Origin of the sequence: Candidatus Poriferisocius sp., from assembly GCF_965214065.1 — a bacterium.
Classification (GTDB): Bacteria; Actinomycetota; Acidimicrobiia; order Acidimicrobiales; family Bin134; genus Poriferisocius.
The window spans coordinates 166,382-183,142 of record NZ_CBDCAT010000025.1 but is presented as its reverse complement, the minus strand read 5'-3'; the positions used below and the strand labels follow the sequence as shown (position 1 = coordinate 183,142).

The 16,761-nt window shown below is 65.6% G+C and carries 14 protein-coding genes; 8 read left to right on the top strand and 6 right to left on the bottom strand.

The genetic code is table 11. The annotated features are described in order from the left end of the window. Positions 1 to 5: 5 nt before the first annotated feature. Positions 6 to 1,370 (top strand): phosphotransferase family protein, encoded by a 1,365-nt coding sequence (locus ACOOGG_RS03665; RefSeq protein WP_420432391.1) that lies wholly within the window; start codon positions 6 to 8, stop codon positions 1,368 to 1,370. A gap of 3 nt (positions 1,371 to 1,373) precedes the next feature. On the opposite strand, the gene ACOOGG_RS03660 is transcribed toward ACOOGG_RS03665, so the two are convergent. Both ACOOGG_RS03660 and ACOOGG_RS03655 read right to left on the bottom strand, forming a co-directional pair. After that, positions 1,374 to 2,249: an ROK family protein gene (locus ACOOGG_RS03660; protein WP_420432389.1), complete on the bottom strand. Its 876-nt coding sequence runs from the start codon at positions 2,247 to 2,249 to the stop codon at positions 1,374 to 1,376. A gap of 190 nt (positions 2,250 to 2,439) precedes the next feature. After that, positions 2,440 to 3,102: an aquaporin gene (locus tag ACOOGG_RS03655; protein WP_420432387.1), complete on the bottom strand. Its 663-nt coding sequence runs from the start codon at positions 3,100 to 3,102 to the stop codon at positions 2,440 to 2,442. A 280-nt stretch (positions 3,103 to 3,382) separates the two neighbouring features. Between ACOOGG_RS03655 and ACOOGG_RS03650 the strand changes: the two genes are divergently transcribed. The 6 genes from ACOOGG_RS03650 to ACOOGG_RS03625 all read left to right on the top strand — a co-directional run bounded on the left by ACOOGG_RS03650 (position 3,383) and on the right by ACOOGG_RS03625 (position 11,752). Next, entirely contained in the window at positions 3,383 to 5,734 is a 2,352-nt protein-coding gene (locus ACOOGG_RS03650; protein ID WP_420432386.1) for a xanthine dehydrogenase family protein molybdopterin-binding subunit, read from the top strand. 10 nt (positions 5,735 to 5,744) lie between these two features. Further along, complete coding sequence (locus tag ACOOGG_RS03645) at positions 5,745 to 6,218, top strand: cupin domain-containing protein (protein WP_420432385.1); 474 nt, start codon at positions 5,745 to 5,747, stop codon at positions 6,216 to 6,218. Continuing rightward, complete coding sequence (locus ACOOGG_RS03640) at positions 6,215 to 7,072, top strand: TauD/TfdA dioxygenase family protein (RefSeq protein WP_420432383.1); 858 nt, start codon at positions 6,215 to 6,217, stop codon at positions 7,070 to 7,072. The genes ACOOGG_RS03645 and ACOOGG_RS03640 overlap by 4 nt, the downstream gene beginning before the upstream one ends. A gap of 83 nt (positions 7,073 to 7,155) precedes the next feature. Next, positions 7,156 to 9,066 (top strand): ABC-F family ATP-binding cassette domain-containing protein, encoded by a 1,911-nt coding sequence (locus ACOOGG_RS03635; RefSeq protein ID WP_420432381.1) that lies wholly within the window; start codon positions 7,156 to 7,158, stop codon positions 9,064 to 9,066. Positions 9,067 to 9,293: 227 nt separating this feature from the next. Next, positions 9,294 to 10,643: an ATP-binding protein gene (locus tag ACOOGG_RS03630; protein WP_420432379.1), complete on the top strand. Its 1,350-nt coding sequence runs from the start codon at positions 9,294 to 9,296 to the stop codon at positions 10,641 to 10,643. 185 nt (positions 10,644 to 10,828) lie between these two features. Beyond that, positions 10,829 to 11,752, top strand: coding sequence for a transglycosylase family protein (locus ACOOGG_RS03625; RefSeq protein WP_420432377.1), 924 nt, complete (start codon positions 10,829 to 10,831; stop codon positions 11,750 to 11,752). 21 nt (positions 11,753 to 11,773) lie between these two features. Here ACOOGG_RS03625 and ACOOGG_RS03620 read toward each other — a convergent pair whose 3' ends face one another. Beyond that, complete coding sequence (locus ACOOGG_RS03620) at positions 11,774 to 12,895, bottom strand: hypothetical protein (protein ID WP_420432375.1); 1,122 nt, start codon at positions 12,893 to 12,895, stop codon at positions 11,774 to 11,776. Positions 12,896 to 13,079: 184 nt separating this feature from the next. Between ACOOGG_RS03620 and ACOOGG_RS03615 the strand changes: the two genes are divergently transcribed. Next, on the top strand, positions 13,080 to 14,003 hold the full coding sequence (locus tag ACOOGG_RS03615; protein ID WP_420432373.1) for a TIGR03564 family F420-dependent LLM class oxidoreductase: 924 nt from the start codon (positions 13,080 to 13,082) through the stop codon (positions 14,001 to 14,003). A 2-nt stretch (positions 14,004 to 14,005) separates the two neighbouring features. Here the strand turns inward: ACOOGG_RS03615 and ACOOGG_RS03610 are convergent, their stop codons facing one another. The 3 genes from ACOOGG_RS03610 to ACOOGG_RS03600 are packed head-to-tail and all read right to left on the bottom strand — an operon-like array spanning position 14,006 to position 16,754. Further along, positions 14,006 to 14,266: a hypothetical protein gene (locus ACOOGG_RS03610; protein WP_420432371.1), complete on the bottom strand. Its 261-nt coding sequence runs from the start codon at positions 14,264 to 14,266 to the stop codon at positions 14,006 to 14,008. Positions 14,267 to 14,295: 29 nt separating this feature from the next. Beyond that, positions 14,296 to 15,519: an amidohydrolase family protein gene (locus tag ACOOGG_RS03605; RefSeq protein ID WP_420432369.1), complete on the bottom strand. Its 1,224-nt coding sequence runs from the start codon at positions 15,517 to 15,519 to the stop codon at positions 14,296 to 14,298. Further along, positions 15,519 to 16,754, bottom strand: a complete 1,236-nt coding sequence (locus ACOOGG_RS03600) for a cytochrome P450 (RefSeq protein WP_420432367.1) — start codon at positions 16,752 to 16,754, stop codon at positions 15,519 to 15,521. Before ACOOGG_RS03600 ends, ACOOGG_RS03605 begins: the two co-directional genes overlap by 1 nt. Between the last annotated feature and the right edge of the window lie 7 nt (positions 16,755 to 16,761).

The window sequence follows — 16,761 nt, the reverse complement described above, 5'->3', positions numbered from 1 at the left end:
CCAATATGACCGTAACCAAAGACCCCATCGACGATGATGCCGCCACCGAGAAGGTGGTGGCCTGGCTCGAGGACAATTTGGGGGGCACGGTCACCCACATCGCCCGTCAAGCCCGCTGGCGGCCGGTGTGGTTCGCCGATGTGGAGCGCGACAGCGAGCGGCTCGAGTTGTGCGTGCGGGGGGACCGCACCGACATGCCCTTGGTATTCCCGCTCGACCACGAGATGCGTCTGCAAAAGGTGCTCGGCGATAACGGCATTCCCGTGGCAAAGGTACACGGATGGATAGACGACCCCACGGCGTACGTCATGGACCGGGTGCCGGGCGAGAACCACTTCGAGAACTGCACCGATGCCGAGCGGGACGCAGTTGTAGACGACTATCTGCACATCCTGGCCCGCATGCACGCCCTGGACATCGGACCGTTCGTCGATGCGGGAATCATGCGGGCCGACCGACCCGAGGAATCCGGACTGTTGGGGTTGAGGCGCTACGAGGCCCTGTACCGCAGTGTGAAGACGCTCCCCGACCCGTTCCTGGAGTTCAGCTTAGGCTGGCTGCGGCGCAACCCCCCGTTTTCCCGAGGTCGGGAGTCGGCCATCGTGTGGGACACCGGGCAGTTCCACCATCAAGACGGACGGGTGTTGGCCGTATTGGACGTGGAGATCGGCCACATCGGCGACCCGATGATGGACTTGGCCGCGTGGCGGCAGCGGGACACGGTGCTCGGGTTCGGCAACTTCGCCAAGCTGTACGACCGCTACGGCGAATTAGCGGGCGAGCCGGTGGACTTGGACGCCATCCAGCGCCACCACTTCATGTTCACCCTCTCCAACCAGCTCCCCTTCAGCGCGGCACTGCGGGAGCCGGCCCCCGACTCCGATCTGATGACCAACCTCCAGTGGTGCTACGAGACCAACCTGTTTGCCACCGAGGCCCTAGCCGAGATCCTCGACGTGGAACTGCCCTCCGTGGAGATGCCCGAACCCCGAGAGTCCCGAGCCGAAGTGGTGCTCAACCACCTAGTGCGCAACCTGCGCACTTTGCAGATCGACGACGAATACCTGCGCTACAAGCTGCGCACCATGTTCCGCATGGCCCGCCACGCCTCCCGGATCGACGAGATCGGCGACGCCGTCTCTGCGGCCGACTTAGACGACCTCCACGAGCTGCTGGGCCATCGCCCGGCGTCGTGGCTGGAGGGCGAGGCCGAGCTCGAGCAGTTCGTACTGGCCCATGGCAACACCTCCCGCTACGACGAGGCCCTGGTTGCGCTATTCCACAAGCGCAACCTGCGAGCCCAGATGCTCCTCGGCCCCGCCGGCTCAGCCATGGCCCGCCACCTGCGCATCCAGACCTTCCGGGACTAACGGCTAGTGGTGCGCGCGAGCTGCAACCGCGGCCGCGCCGATGAGGCCGCCGTCGGCACCCAAGGGGCTGGGAGCGATGCGGGTGCCCTGGGAGTGGACTAGGCGGCAAATGCGGTCGATCTCGGCCTGGGCCGCGTCGAAGAAGTCGTCGCCGTAGCCCAGGGCCACCGATCCGCCGGCCACGGCCAGGCGCAGGTCCAACAGGTTGGCCACCGAGCCCACTCCTCGGCCCACGAGGGTCCCTACCCGACGGCGCATCTCCTTGGGAGCATCGGCGGGGGCGATGCCATCCAAGAGATCAGCGATGGCGGTGCCCGAGGCCTGGCCCTCCAATAGGCCCACCGCCCCGGCGGCGTCGGCCCTTCCGCCTTCGGCCACGAAAATATGGCCGATGTGCCCGGCGTTGCCGTCGGCGCCGTCGAGCAGGCGACCGTTCAGCACGATGCCGCCTCCGATCCCGGTGGACACCACCATGGCCAGGTAGTTGTCCACCCCGACAGCCCCTCCTACCCACCCTTCCGCCAAGGCCAGGGCTTTGGCATCGTTGTCCACCGCCACCGGCAGACCGAGCGCCTCCGACAGCCGGTCTCTCAAGGGAAAGTCCCTCCAAACCGCAATGTTGAGGGGCGACAGCAGCCGGTGGTTGTCCCGGGACGGCCCACCGCTGCCCACGCCGCAGACGCTCACCGGCGCCCCGTGCTCTTGGAGGACTGCTCGGGCCAACCCCAACACCATGGCGAACAGCGCCTCTTCGTCGGACGCCTCCGTGGGCCCCCGCTGTTGGCACAACACCTTGCCATCGGGGCTGACTACGCCAACCGCCACCTTGGTACCACCGATGTCCACGGCCAGCACCGGGCCGCCTAGCACTATCTCCACGAGCTGAGACTAGTGGTGCGTCGCCGAAATAATCGCGCATGTCCTGCTAGGCATCGACGCCCCTCGCGGCGTTGCGCCTCCTTGCCGTACGCTCCGGGTATGGCTGCGTCGGTGCGCCTTGCGAGAGACGCCGCTGCCGTCGCATTCCATGGCGCTATTTCGGCGACGCACCACTAGGAGACGGGCTGTCCTACTGGTTTGTTCGGGGGTACACGAAGCGGATCAATGCCACCGCAGCCGCCAGACCGACGATCTGCATCACGATGAACATGGGCGCCGACGACGGCTCGATGCCAGCGAAGGTGTCAGAGAACATTCGCCCCACGGTGACCGCCGGGTTGGCGAAGCTGGTGGACGATGTGAAGTAGTAGGCCCCGCCGATATAGGCCGCCACTGCGCCAGCCACAAACCGGATGCGGTCGGTTCGCACCAATGCGAAGATCAGCGCCACCAGTCCAGCGGTAGCGATCACCTCGCCCAGCCACAGGTGGCCGGCCGAGCGGTCCTTAGTCGACCAGTCCACTGCGTCTAGGTCGAACATCAGGTTGGCCAGCACCGTACCGGCCACCGCGCCGGCAACCTGGGCGGCGATGTAGGGCGCGATGTGGCGGCGGGGAAAGCCCCCCAGCGCCCAGTCGGCCAGCGTCACCGCCGGATTGAAATGGGCCCCTGACACCGGGCCGAACATCAAGATGATGGTGAACAGCACCGCGGCGGTGGCCGCCGCATTCTGGAACAGCTGCAATCCCACATCGGTGGGCGACAGCCGCTCGGCCATGATCCCCGACCCCACCACGCCGATCAGCAGCAGCGCCGTGCCAACGGCTTCAGCCACCAATTTTCGCGTCAGCATGCCTGGAACCTCATGACTACAGAATGGTCGGCGGAACTGTCACAGAGAAACTGGAAACCTCGGCAGGGTGCAGATGGAGGGGTTGCACATGCACCCCGCCAAGGTTCAGTTTGACGCCGTGCCGGAGGGATCTAGCACCGGCGTCGTGTTGTTGGGGCATTCACCACCGCCCAAAAGTTAGGTGGCCTTGGGAAACACACGAGTTACCCGACATTTCGCCCGGGTGGCAACCGGGTGAACATTGCCCTTACGCGGCCGAGAATATGTACGCTCAGCGGCCATGCGGTTCACCGGCGCCAGCGTCCCCCGGCGGGAGGACCCGCGCCTGTTGGCCGGTGCGGGGCGATTTGTGGACGACGTTGAACGCCCTGGCCTGCTGGAAGCCGTGTTCGTCCGCAGTCCGGTGGCCCACGGGCGGCTGGTTTCCGTCGATACCGACTACGCAGTAGCCACAGACGGGGTGGTGGCAGTGGTGACCGCTGAGGATCTCGCCCAATGCTGCTCGCCCATGGGCTGGGGAGCGGCTGGTCCGCTGATTGTGCCCTCCCATCTCCCCCTGGCCAACGACCGGGTTCGTTTCGCCGGCGATCCCATTGCCGTGGTAATCGCCACCAGCCGGGCCGCTGCCGAGGACGGCGCCGATGCGGTGGAAGTCGACATCGACCCGCTCCCCCCGGTGATTAGTGCCGCCGCGATGGGCGATGGCGCCGCCGTGTGGGATGAAGCCCCCGACAACGTGCTTTGGTCCGGCGAGGAGGTGTGGGGCGACCCCGACACCGCGTTTGCCTCCGCCGCCCATGTCATCTCCGAGACGCTCACCCAGCACCGCCACACCTGCGCTCCTTTGGAGACCCGGGGCGGAGTGGCCGCATACGACCCGTCCCCCGGCAGCCTTCACTACGAGGTATCCCATCAGAACCCCCACGCGTTGCGGGTGCACTTGGCCGCCATTCTGGGAATGCCCGCCGCCCGAATTCGGGTGACCTGCGACAGCATCGGCGGATCGTTCGGGCTGAAGTCCAATCCCACCCGGGAGGACGTGGCAGTGTGCGCGGCGGCCCGGCTGCTGGGCCGCCCGGTGCGCTGGGTGGAGGATCGGGCCGAGAATTTGGTGGCCGGGGGCCATGCCCGCGAGGAGCAAGTGAGGGTGGAAGCCGCGCTCGACGACAACGGTGTGGTGATCGGGCTGCGAGCCGAACTGGTGATGGACCACGGGGCCTACCCGTTCTTGAACCTCCCCCTTTCGCTGTTCGCCAACATCATCAAGGTGCTGCTGCCCGGTACCTTGCGGGTGCGCCACTACCAGTTCCGGGGTTCGGTGGTGGCCACCAACAAGGCCTCGTTCGTGGCCTATCGGGGGCCGTGGGAGATCGAGTGCTGGGTGCGGGAGCGGCTCATGGACCTGATCGCCCTCCGGCTCGGCCTCGACCCCCTGGAGGTGCGCCGCCGCAACTACATGGGCGACGACCAGTTCCCCGGCGCCATGCTCACCGGCCCCACCCTGGATTTCATGACCATCAACCAGACCCTCGACCGGGCGGTGGAGTTGGCCGATTACCAGGGCTTTCGAACCGCCCAGGCCGAGGCCCGAGCCAAGGGGCGGCATCTGGGCATCGGCCTTTGCACCTACTTGGAGCCCGGCCCCGGCCCCACCGACTACGGCCAGGCGCTGGGCTTCACCTACGAGCAGCGCTCGATGCAACGGGCCCGGGTGAAGTTGGAGCCCGACGGCTCGGTGACGGTGTTCACCAGCCAACAGCCCCACGGCCAGAGCCACGAGACCACCCTGTCCCAAGTGGTGGCCGACGAGCTGGGGGTGGCCATCGACGATGTGCGGGTGGTGTGCGGCGACACCGACCAGGTGCCGTTCAACATGGTCGGCACCGGCGGGAGCCGGGCGGCCACCCTAGGGGCCGGTGCGGCCCAGGGCGCGGCCCGCGTCGTGCGCCACAAGCTGCTTGCGGTAGTGGCCGCCATGCTGGAGGCCAATCCCGATGATCTGGAGATCGCCGACGGGGTGGTGGCCGTGCGGGGTTCGCCCGACCGGCACAAGACGGTGGCCGAGGTGGCCCGTCTGTCCTACATGGCCCCATTCACCCTGGGTGAGGAACTGGGCGACGGGTTCGACGCATCGTTCGACTTCGAGACCCCCGCCGGGGGATGGACTCAGTCGACCCACGTCTGCTGGGTGGAACTGGACCCCGGCACCGGACTGGTGACTGTGCCCCGCTACCTGGTGGTGGAGGACTGCGGAGAGATGATCAACCCGGCAGTGGTGGAGGGCCAGATCCGGGGCGGGGTGGCCCAGGGCATCGGCAGCGTGCTGCTGGAGCGCATCGTCTACGACGACAACGGGCAGTGCACCACGTCCACCTTCATGGACTACCTGCTTCCCACCGCCGCCGAGATCCCCCGCATCGACATCGAGCACCTCGAGGGGCCCTCTCAGGGCGACGTCCCCTGGCGGGGGGTGGGCGAGGGCGGAGCAATCGGTTCTCCCGCCGCGGTGTGCAACGCCATCGAAGACGCCCTCTCCCCTTGGGGCGCCAAAATCACCGAGCAGTACCTCCCTCCCAGCCGGGTGCTCCAGTTCATTTCCTCCGCCACAAAGCCGAATGAAGCCGAACACTAACGTTGGGTCTGTGAGCGACAATCCCATTGGCGAGCGGCGGCCGATCCGCATTGCCGACATCGAATGGGAGGACTTCACTGACCCCGACGAGCCCGACCGGGAGCCGGGACCGTTCGTGCGCTGGCTGGTTGATCCGGCATCGGGAAACCGGGTCATGCACGTGAAGTCTTGGGCGGGGCGCAACGCCGCGGCCCACTGGCATCTGTCCGACACGGTGTATCTGGTGACTAAGGGAGAGTTCATCGTAGAGGGCGAGGAGCCCTACCGGGAGGGCGACCTGCGCTGGGTGCGGGGCGGGTTCGCCTACGGACCGGAGCGGTCGGGCCCTGACGGCTGCGAGTACCTGTTCTTCAGCCTCGGCCCCTACGACAAGCTCGACCCCGATGAGCACCCGCCCCCGCTGGGCCGCTGGGACGACCCGTCCACTTGGGTGGAGGGCTATCCCCAGGTGGAGCGGGCCAAGATGATCGGCAGCCCCAGATGAGCCTGACCATCACCCCGCTGGACGCCCCACTGGGCGCAGAGGTAGCCGGATACGACTTCGCCGCTCCTCCCGAACCGGAAACCGCCAGCGAATTGCTGGCTGCGCTCGACGAACACCTGCTGCTGCTTTTTCGCAACCCAGACCCGCCCACGCCCGCCCAGGTGACTGGGTTCTGCGAGTCGTTTGGCCCCTTGCGGCCCACGCTGGCCGACAAGTCCCGCCTGCCCGGCTTCCCCGGCATCAACCGGGTGTCCAACGTGGACGTGGAAGGGGTGGTCGGCACCGGGGGCACCGATGTTGTCACCTACCACTCCGACCTCAGCTTCAACCCGCCGCTTATCGAGTTCCTTTATCTGGACGCGGTGAAGCTGCCGTCAACGGGCGGGGCCACCAAATGGCTGAACCTGGTAGCCGCCTACCAAGACCTAGACGACAACACCAAGGCACGCGTCAACGACATCAGCGTGGTCTACCGCCTGCGAGACGGGCTGGATTTTGGCGGATACTTCAAAGCAACCGACGGTGAGGCGCTGCTGGCCGACCGCACCTGCATCTCCCTAGTGCAGACCAACCCCCGCAACGGCCGCCGCAGCGTGTGGCCCAACACCGGCCCCGACTTCGCCGCCGACGTGGAGGGCCACAGTCCCGACGAGGGCGCCGAGCTCTTGGCCGAGCTGTTCGCCCACTGCACCCAAGACCGCTACGTCTACGAGCACCACTGGACCGTCGGCGAGTCCGTCTTCTGGCTCAACACCCAGACCATGCACCAGCGCGAGGCCTTCCCCCCCGACCAGATTCGAGAACTCCGCCACGTCAACATCCTCGGCCACACCGACCCCCGACAGCTTGCTTAATTGTTCATCTCTTATCCGCTCGTGGCGGCATACGTCCCGATTCGGCTGGGTTTCGCTGTCCATAGCCGCCTAGCCCGCCTGGTTTGACCGCGCTCACTGCATCGGGACTGGCCAAGTCCTTCGGAGACCAGCGGCTCTTCGCGGATGTCGCGGTGCAGCTCTCCCCCGGGCTTCGGGTGGCGCTGGTTGGCGGGAACGGGACCGGCAAGACCACGCTGTTGGAGATTCTGGTGGGCATCACCGAACCCGATGACGGCACAGTCGTACGCCCTCACCACGCCGAGATCGGTTATCTGCCCCAAGATCTAGTTGACTCGGCTGGGGGCACCGTCATCGAACAGGTAATGGCCGGAGCAGGGGTAGTATTCCGGCTGGCCGAACAGCTCGCCAGCCTTGAGCGGCAGCTCGGCGGTCTGGGCCAAGACCACGACTCCGTGCTGGCCGAGTATGGGGAGACACAGGCCCGATTCGAGCAGCTCGGCGGCTACGCCCTGGAAGCCGAAGCCGCCAAAGTGCTGGCCGGGCTGGGCTTCTCCCCCGCCGATACCCAACGACCGGTGGGAGAAATGTCGGGGGGCTGGCGGATGCGGGTGGCCCTTGCCCGGCTGATGGTGGCCCAACCCGATGTGCTGATCCTCGACGAGCCGACCAACCACCTCGACGTCGACTCGGTGGCCTGGCTGGAACAGCGGCTGGCCACTTGGCCAGGAGCTCTCTTGTTCGTAAGCCACGACCGGGACTTCATCGACTCAGTGGCCAATCGGGTTATGGAACTGGCTGAGGGAACGGCTTTGTCTTACACCGGCGGGTTTGCCGAGTTCGTGGTGGCCCGAGAGGAGCGCCTGGCCCGCATCGAGGCCGCCGCGGCCCGCCAAGCCCGCGAGGTAGCCCGAGTTGAGCGGTTCGTCGAGCGCTTTCGGTATAAGGCCACCAAGGCCCGGCAGGTGCAGAGCAGGGTGAAGACTTTGGAGAAATTGGACCGTATCGCCACCCCCTCCAAGGCTGAGCTGAACACTCGCTTCGCTTTTGCCGAGCCGCCCCGGTCCAGCCGGGTGGTAGTTGAATTGACCGACGCGACCATCGGCTACGACCCCGATGCCGACCCGGTGGTCAGGGGGGCGACATTGGCGGTGGAGCGGGGCCAGACAGTCGCCCTGGTCGGGCCGAACGGCGCTGGCAAGACCACGCTGCTGCGTTTAATCCTCGGCGAGCTGGACCCCGACCAGGGAACAGCCCAGCTAGGCTCCAATGTGAAGGTGGCTGCCTTCCACCAACACCAGGCCGACGAGCTGGACGGATCGAAGCGGGCCATCGAGGTGTTCTCGGCTGGCATAGACCCCGGCCGGCGGAACTTGCGAACGGTGCTGGGAGCCTTTGGCTTCGCCGGTGATGCGGCCGACCGGCGAGTTTCGGAGCTTTCCGGGGGCGAGCGCACCCGCCTGGCGCTGGCCCGGACCATGATCGAGCCGGTCAACCTCATCGTGCTTGACGAGCCCACCAATCACCTCGACCTGCCCAGCTGCGATGTGCTTGAAGACGCGCTGTTGGCCTATCCCGGCACCGTGCTGCTGGTTACCCACGACCGCCACCTGATCCGCTCGGTGGCCGACGCGATTATCGAGGTCCGCAACGGACGGGCGGTATGGCACTACGGCGTGGACGAGGCGATCTTGGCCGCGCCTCTGCTAGGGCCACCAGGATCAGCCCTGACAGACTCCCAAAAGCGCGGCGGAAATGCCCGCGTCAAGCGCCGTCGAGCCAGTGCCCAGCAGCGGCAGACGACGAGCAGGCAAAAGAGGCAGTTGGCCCAGCTGGAACGGGAATACGAGGCGGCCAACGCCGAGGCAAATGACCTGTTGCGGCGACTAGGCGACCCCGACATCTACAACCGCCCCGAAGAAGTCAAAGCCTTGGCCAACGCTCACGAAGCCGCCGCCCAACAGGCTGCTGCCTTCCTAACCCGCTGGGAAGCCGCCGTCGAGGCCTTTGAATAAACATCTGATCGCATTCGCTAACGAGAACCCCGAAGACCTACCAACAGGGGGAAGCTCACTACGAGGAATCCGGGTGGTGCCCACGGCCCGCCTGCACTGCGGCTTTCCGGCGGTAGCAGCAGGCCATGGGGTTCGCAAGCTACATATAAGCATCTTCGCAAGCAGCACTTAGTATTCTTCGCAAGATACATATAAGGCTCTTCGCAAGCAACAGCTAAGCTATTGGCATGAGCATTGGCGAGGTGTCCCCGAAGCGGCTGCTTCCGCGGATGCTGGCCCCCAAATTGGCACGCGACCTCCAGGAGTTCCCTGCGGTCGTCCTGCAAGGAGCGCGTGCCATCGGCAAGACGACGTTGGCCCGCTCGCTCGCTGCCGCTGAGATCAACCTGTCCGACAGCGCGCAGCGCAGCTTCTTCACGGCCGACCCCGCCGCGGCGCTGCGCGAGGCCGCGAAGCCGGTACTGCTGGATGAGTGGCAGGTGATGCCCGACTGCCTCTGGGCCGTCAAGTCGCTCATCGACGACGAGGAGGCCAACGGCTTTATCGTCGCAGGGTCGGCATCTCCGCCTCCCGACGACCGTCGGCTGGGGCAGTTCCCGCTCACCGGACGGGCGGTGGTGCGCGATCTGCGGGCCATGTGCAAAGCCGAACGCTCCGGCGCCGAGGCGGTTCCGGTGGCGGACCTGTTGCTGTCGGAGCAACCCGACTGGCCGGTTCCCGAGCGGCTGTCCCAACGGGACTATGTGGCCATCGCCGCCGAAAGCGGCTATCCCGCTTGCGTAGGCATGGACCCCTCCGAAGAGGACCGCTATATGCAAGGCGTGGTTGGGACGGCGTTGCAGCACGATATCGCCGCGGCAGGCCGCCAGCGCGGAGGCGAGCGGTTCAGACAGGCGATGCTGGGATTCCTGCGATCGTTCGCGCTGCACTCCGGGCGGATCACGTCACTTCGGGCCATAGCCGATCATGCCCGCATCTCCGACAGGGCCGCAGCGGGCTACCAGGCTGTGTTCTCTGCGTGCCACCTCATCGAAGACGTGGAGGTGTGGCGCCCTTCGGCAGACTCCTCGCCGGCCAAGCACCCGAAGCGGATGGTGTGTGATCCGGGGATGATGGCGGTAATGGCCGGGTTGGAGCGCCAGCGCCTGCTGGCTGAGCCAGTGCTGCTCGGCGGGTTGATGGAGACGTTCGTAGCGGCACAGATCCGGGCGCAGCAGTCTGCCGCGTCCACCAACCACTCGCTGCTCGCCTACAACCACCACCCCAGGTCCAAGCAGGACTTCAGGTACCCAGAGGGGGAGATCGACTTCTTGCTGGAGTCGTCCGACGGCTCAGCCGTCGCGGCTGTGGAAGTGAAGACCGGCAACCGAGCCGATCCCCGCCACGCCCGGCGAATGGCCGCCCTGCGGGACGCCATGGACGACAAGGCTCGTCAACATCCGCCAACAAGCCCGGTCCCGCCCATGCGATTCACATGCGGGATAGTGCTGGTCTGCGGGGAGGCGCCCATACGCAGCATCGGCGACCGCCTCTGGATCGCCCCCATGTCTCTGCTCTGGGCCGCACCACCCGCCTGACTCGCCGCGACTCCCCTCGTCGGGTTTGCGAGCGGTCTAGTCGCTAGCGAGCTCCGCCCCCCCCCTCCTCGACCAAGGACCAAGCAGGTTTCCGGGCCAGGGGGGTCATCGGACGGGCTGACCTTGACTCATACCATGTAATGGGGGCGTTAGCTGATCGCAGCCGAAACAGGGAGAAGTGGACCATGATCAATCATCTGCGTTGGTATCGATTCGCCGCGCTGGCGGTTGCCGTTTTGCTTGCGGTGGGGGTGAGTGCTTCTCCGGCCGGAGGGCAAGCCGCCAATATCGCATCCAACAATGGAGATGCGCAGATTGACCGCCAGGAAGCGAAGATCGCTGAGCTGGAAACGCTGATCGCCGATAGAGACACGCTGATCGCGGCCCAAGAGTCGCTGTTGAACGACTACCGGTGCATGTTCAAAGTCGATACCCAACTAGTCCCCGGGGGCTGTGGGGAACCGGTTCAGCCCACCCCAGACCCTGACCCCGAGCAAACGCTCCCTCAACCCGAGCCACCTGAGGGCACAACCGAAGAGCAATGGGAGCAACTCCGCCAGTGCTCGACCAACGGCGACTACCGATTCACCCATCCCAACGAGGTCAACTTCGGGGCGTATGAGTTCAGGCAAACCACCTGGGACGACCTCGCCCGCCGCCACTACCCCCGCCTAGTGGGCGTCGTTCCCAGCGACGCGGCCCGAGCCGACCAAGACCGCATGGCTTATGCCCTATATGAAGAGCGGGGATGGCGACCATGGCCGGTGTGCGCCACAGCGCTGTCGCTGCTCACACCAGAAGATGCCGCTTCGACCAACCCGACCGAGCTCCCGCCAATCCCGGCGGGCACCACCCAGGCGCAGTGGGAACAACTCATCCAATGCGAGTCGCAAGGCAACTACCGGGCTTACAACCCCGCCGGGCCCTATCTCGGCGCCTTCCAGTTCCTCCAGAGCACCTGGAACGCAGTGGCCGCACGCAACTACCCCCGCCTGTCGGGAATAGACCCCCGCGACGCCGCCCCCGCCGACCAACACCGCATGGCCCACGCCCTCTACGAGGAATCAGGGTGGCGCCCATGGCCCGCCTGCACCGCGGCTTTCCGCTGACGCCGCCAACTAGTGAAGCGTCTAGGGGTCAACAAATATCGGTTCCATAGACCACACCAAGCTGTGGTCGTCATCCCGCTCCAAGCCCCACGACCAGCAGGTGCGGTCTGCTGGCAGATCATCCTGCCACCCGCAAAATCGATTATCGGCGTAGCTCATGTTGTCGAAAGACTCGTCTGGCATATCCAAATCGACCGGGGACCAGGTTATCTCCCCGTCATCGACCAGGGACCCGCCCATATTCCAGGCGATATATTCCCATCGCGTGTTCAAGGTCCAGCAATCGATGGACTGATCGGCCCGCCACCCGCAAAAGACAGTCTCATATGCAGTACCGTCGCCTGCAAGCATCCCTACCGTAACAATGGCAACATCGGTACCGGTGAATGGCGCGTCCAACTCGATCAAGGGCCAAAGCTGGTTGCCTTCATCGTCGCGCCCCCAATCCCAGGTCCAGCAGGCAAAGGTCTGGTTTGCCCGATTCCCGCAAACAAGCACGGCAATGGTTCCCACATGGTCGCTTTGAAAATATTCATGCACCGTTAGATCGGTAAGCGGTTCACTGGGGGAATCGACCTGGACCCCATCGATCGAGCATTCGATTGTGTCTTGGGAGTTAGTGGCACAATGGTAAGCACCGCCAGCAAAATATCCCGAAATGTTCAGAGAGACGGCAGAGTATTGGTCAGATTCGGGCGCTTGGGCGGTGTCGGCGCAGCCGCCGGGCACAAGCTCGGTATCGATGTCGAACAAACAGCGATACACGTTGAGCAGAGCCTCCTGTTGCGTGATCAAGCCGTCACGCAGCTCCACAGCGGCCGCGGTGGGATCACCCTCAAACGGCGGCGGCGTCTGGGCGTCCTGCGCTGGGGCACCGCCATCGCAGCCGCCGGGCACCACCTCGGTGTCAGTGTCGAACATGCAGCGATAGACATTGAGCAGGGCCTCCTGCTCGGCAATCAACCCGTCGCGCAACTCCACATCCCCAACCGAAGGACCGCTCTCAGAAACAGCCTGCGCCCCCACAGCCGGCGCCGCAAGCACCGGCACCAGCAAACACACCGCTACAAACACGGCCGCAACACCGCGACTGCCTGCACGGCCACTCACCGGAATACCACGCTTCACAAACACCTCAGACATAGGAGCGCACAGTACCCCCCCCCCCGCAACTCCCAAATTGGTCCTGGGGCATATCGCAAGGATGGGGACCGTGGCCAGCCTGCACTACGGCTTTCAGGTAGCGGCGGCAGGCCGATAGACACGTTCCCGTAAACCGGCAGGCAGAGACAGGAGAGCAGAGATGCAGGGCATGAGGATTGGGGCGATGGCGGCTGAAGGCACGGGCGACCCGCCGGTGCCGGGGATGAGCGGACCGCCGGGGTTGGACGAGATCGTGGAGAACGTCCAACGGTTCGAGGCTCTGGGTCTGGACACGGCGTGGATCGCCAACATCGAGATCGACGCGGTCACCGCGTCGGCGATAGCGGGCTCCGCAACCAGCCGCATCGAGATCGCCACCGGGGTGACCCCCACCCCCATGCGCCATCCCTTCGCCCTAGCCCAGCAAGCCGCCACCGCCCAAGCTGCCTGCGGCGGTCGCTTCACCCTGGGCATCGGCCTGTGCCATCAGGGCATGGTGGAAAACCTTATGGGTTTGTCCTACGCCCGCCCGGCCCGCCAGATGAAGGAGTACCTAGAAATCGCCGGTCCCATGCTGCAAGGCCAGGACATGAACTATCAGGGCGACATCTACACCACCCGGTGGAGAGGACTGTCGCACGCGCCTCCTACCAACATCATCGTGGCCGCCATGGGGCCGATCATGCTGGGCCACGCCGGACGGCTGGCATCGGGCACCTTCGTGTGGGCCACCGGCCTAAACACTCTGACCGACTACGTGGTGCCCACCATCGGCGCCGCAGCCGAAGACGCCGGACTTCCACAGCCGCGAGTGGCCGCTGGATTCCCGATCTCGGTGACCGACGACGCCCAAGCTGGCTACGAGGCCGCGTCCCGCACCTTCGCCCACTACAAGGACATCCCCTCCTATCGAGGCATGCTCGACCGGGAGGGCAAGCGCGGGGTGGAAGACCTGGCCATCACCGGCGACGAGGCTGCGGTCACTGCCCAGCTGGAGCGAATCCGCGACGCGGGTGTCACCGACCTGGTGGCCTTCATCTACGACTCCGATGACCGATCGAGAGCCCGTACCGAGGCCCTGCTGGGAGAGCTGTCTGGGAAGGGCTGAACTCAGCTCGACGCAATCAGGGTGATATAGGGCCCGGGATCGCCTATCCAGCGCAGGGCCCGCAGCTCATCGGCACTCCGCAGGCCCGACAGCACGGCACGAAGTTCGTCGAATGGCGCCTCGAGCGTGGCGGCCGGGGGCATCCGGTCGGCCACCCCGACGATTCGGGTCTCGTCGCCGAACCGCAGCACCAGACCCCGCAGCCCTGCGTCGATGATGCGCCGGCCCAGGTCAGCGGCCAGTTCCTCGAACTCGGGGCTCACTGTGGCCGACAAACCGCCGCCTGCTTTGCTCAGGCCCGCAGCTCAGCGGCGGTGGGCAGATCCAGCCCCAGCATCCGGATGGCGTTGTCCCGGCAGATGGCATCCACTTCGAGCTGGGTCAGATGGGCCGTCTGCGAGGCCAGCAGCTCTTTGGAGTGCGGCCAGGTGGAGTCGGAGTGGGGGTAGTCGGTCTCGGTGGTGATGGTCTCCAAGCCGATGGCGTCGATGTTGGCCAGCCCCACCTTGTCGTCGAAGAAGCACACAAACACGTGGTCCCTGTAGTAGGTGGAGGGCGGCTCGGGCACCTTGTCGGCCACCCCTCCCCAGGCGGCGTTCTCCTTCCACACCACATCTACCCGATCCAAGATGTAGGGCAGCCAGCCCATCTGGCCCTCTGAGTAGGCCACTTTGAGGCCGGGAAACCGGACGAACACCCCCGACATCAAGAAGTCCACCAACGAGTAGGTGGCGTTGGAGTGGACCAGCGCGGAGCCCACCGCGCCAGGGGCATCGGCCGAAGTGGACACCATCTTCGAAGACGATCCGATATGCATGCACACCACGGTGGCCGTCTCCTCGCAGGCGGCGAAGAACGGGTCCCAATAGCCGGAGTGGATCGACGGCAGGCCCAGATTGGGCGGGATCTCCGAGAAGCACACCGCCCGCACCCCCCGCTCGGCGTTGCGCCGGACCTCGGCCGCTGCCAGTTGCACATCCCACAGAGGGATGAGGCACAGCGGGATCAGCCGACCCCCAGAGGTGCCGCACCACTCCTCCACCATCCAGTCGTTATAGGCCTGCACGCACAAAAGGGCCAGGTCCATGTCGGAGGCCTCGGCGAAGGCCTGCCCGCAGAACCGGGGGAACGACGGGAAGCACAGCGAGGCATCCACGTGGCCGATGTCCATGTCGGATATCCGGGGCTCCACCTGCCAGGCGCCGGGCTGCATCTCCTCGAAGGTGATGCCCACCATCTGGAGCTGGTCGCGGGGAAAGGCCACCGCGGAGTGGGTGCGGACCATCGGATAGTGGAGATCCTCGTAGTACCAAAACGAGGTGGGCCGGCCCTCACCCTCAGCCCAAGAGAGCACGCCGCCGGTGTAGGAGATCTCGCACGGGGCGGTCACCACTCGGGGGCCGACGTCGGCGTAGCGAGAGGGCAGCCGCGACTGCCAAACGTGGGGCGGCTCGATGACGTGGTCGTCTACCGAGATGATCGGCGGGATCTCAATTGCCGACGCCGACGCAGCCATCACTGCACCGTGATCGGGAACATGCCCAATGCGCCGTCACCCTCGGGCTCGCTGGGGGTGAACTCCACAAACAAGCGCTCCAGACCCCGGGTGAAGGCACCGGGACGGAAGCTGGGCTCATAGAAAGGCTCCATCCTCATGCCGGGAATCCGGCGGGTCAGCTCTTCGAACATCACCTTCAGCTCCAGTCGGGCCAGAGACGCCCCCAAGCAGAAGTGGGTGCCGAATCCAAACGACACGTGGTGGCGGGCGTCGCGGCGCACATTCAACTCGTCAGGATTCTCGAAGGCGTCGGGGTCGCGATTGGCCGAGGCGTACATCAACAGCACCTGATCGCCCTCGTTGAGGGTCTTGCCCTTCAGCTCGTGGGCCGTTGTCACCGTGCGGCGCATGTTCAAGATGGGAGACACATAGCGGATGAACTCCTCCACCGCGGTGTCGCCGACCACCTCGGGCTCGTCGATGAGGATCTGGCGCTGGTCAGGATTCTCCATCAGCGCCAGGCAGGTGGTTCCGATCACCGTGCGGGTGGTCTCAGCCCCGCCGTCGAGCACCAAGAGCACCTCGTGCATGATGTCTTCGTCGCTCAGCGGCTTGCCGTCCAGCTCTTTGTGGGCCCACATGGAGATGAGGTCGTCTTGGGGGTCGGCCCTGCGCTTCTGGATCAGCTCGTAGGTGATCATCCCCCACTCTTCAATGGCCCGTTCTCCCTGCACGGTGTGGTAGCCCGGGCCTCCGCCGCCCTGCATGGTGGCCTCCGACCAGTGCATCACCCTGGGCCACAACTCTGAGGGGTAGCCCAGCCTCTCGCCGATCATGTAAGCCGGCAGCGGCGCAGCCAGGTCGTACACCACATCGCACCAGCCGCGGGGTGCCACCCGGTCGATCAGCTCGGTGACCACCGCCCGAATCTTGTCCTCCTGCTTGCGCACTGCTCGGGGGGTAAACTCCCGGGCCACCAGCATCCGCTGGCGCTGGTGGTCGGGGTCGTCCATGTTGATCATGGAATCCGACATCTCGATCTTGGGGCGGCTGCCGGAAGCCGAGCTGTACAGGCCGGTATTCTTCTCCACCGCCAACAAGTCGGCGTGGCGGGATATCCCCCAGATTTCGTTCTTGGCGTCCCAATAAACCGGGTCGTTCTCCCGCAACCAGGCATAGGCCGGATACGGATCGTGGGCGTACATGTACCCGTCCAATAGATCAACGGGTTGGGTCACCTCAGCAGTCGCCATAAGCGGC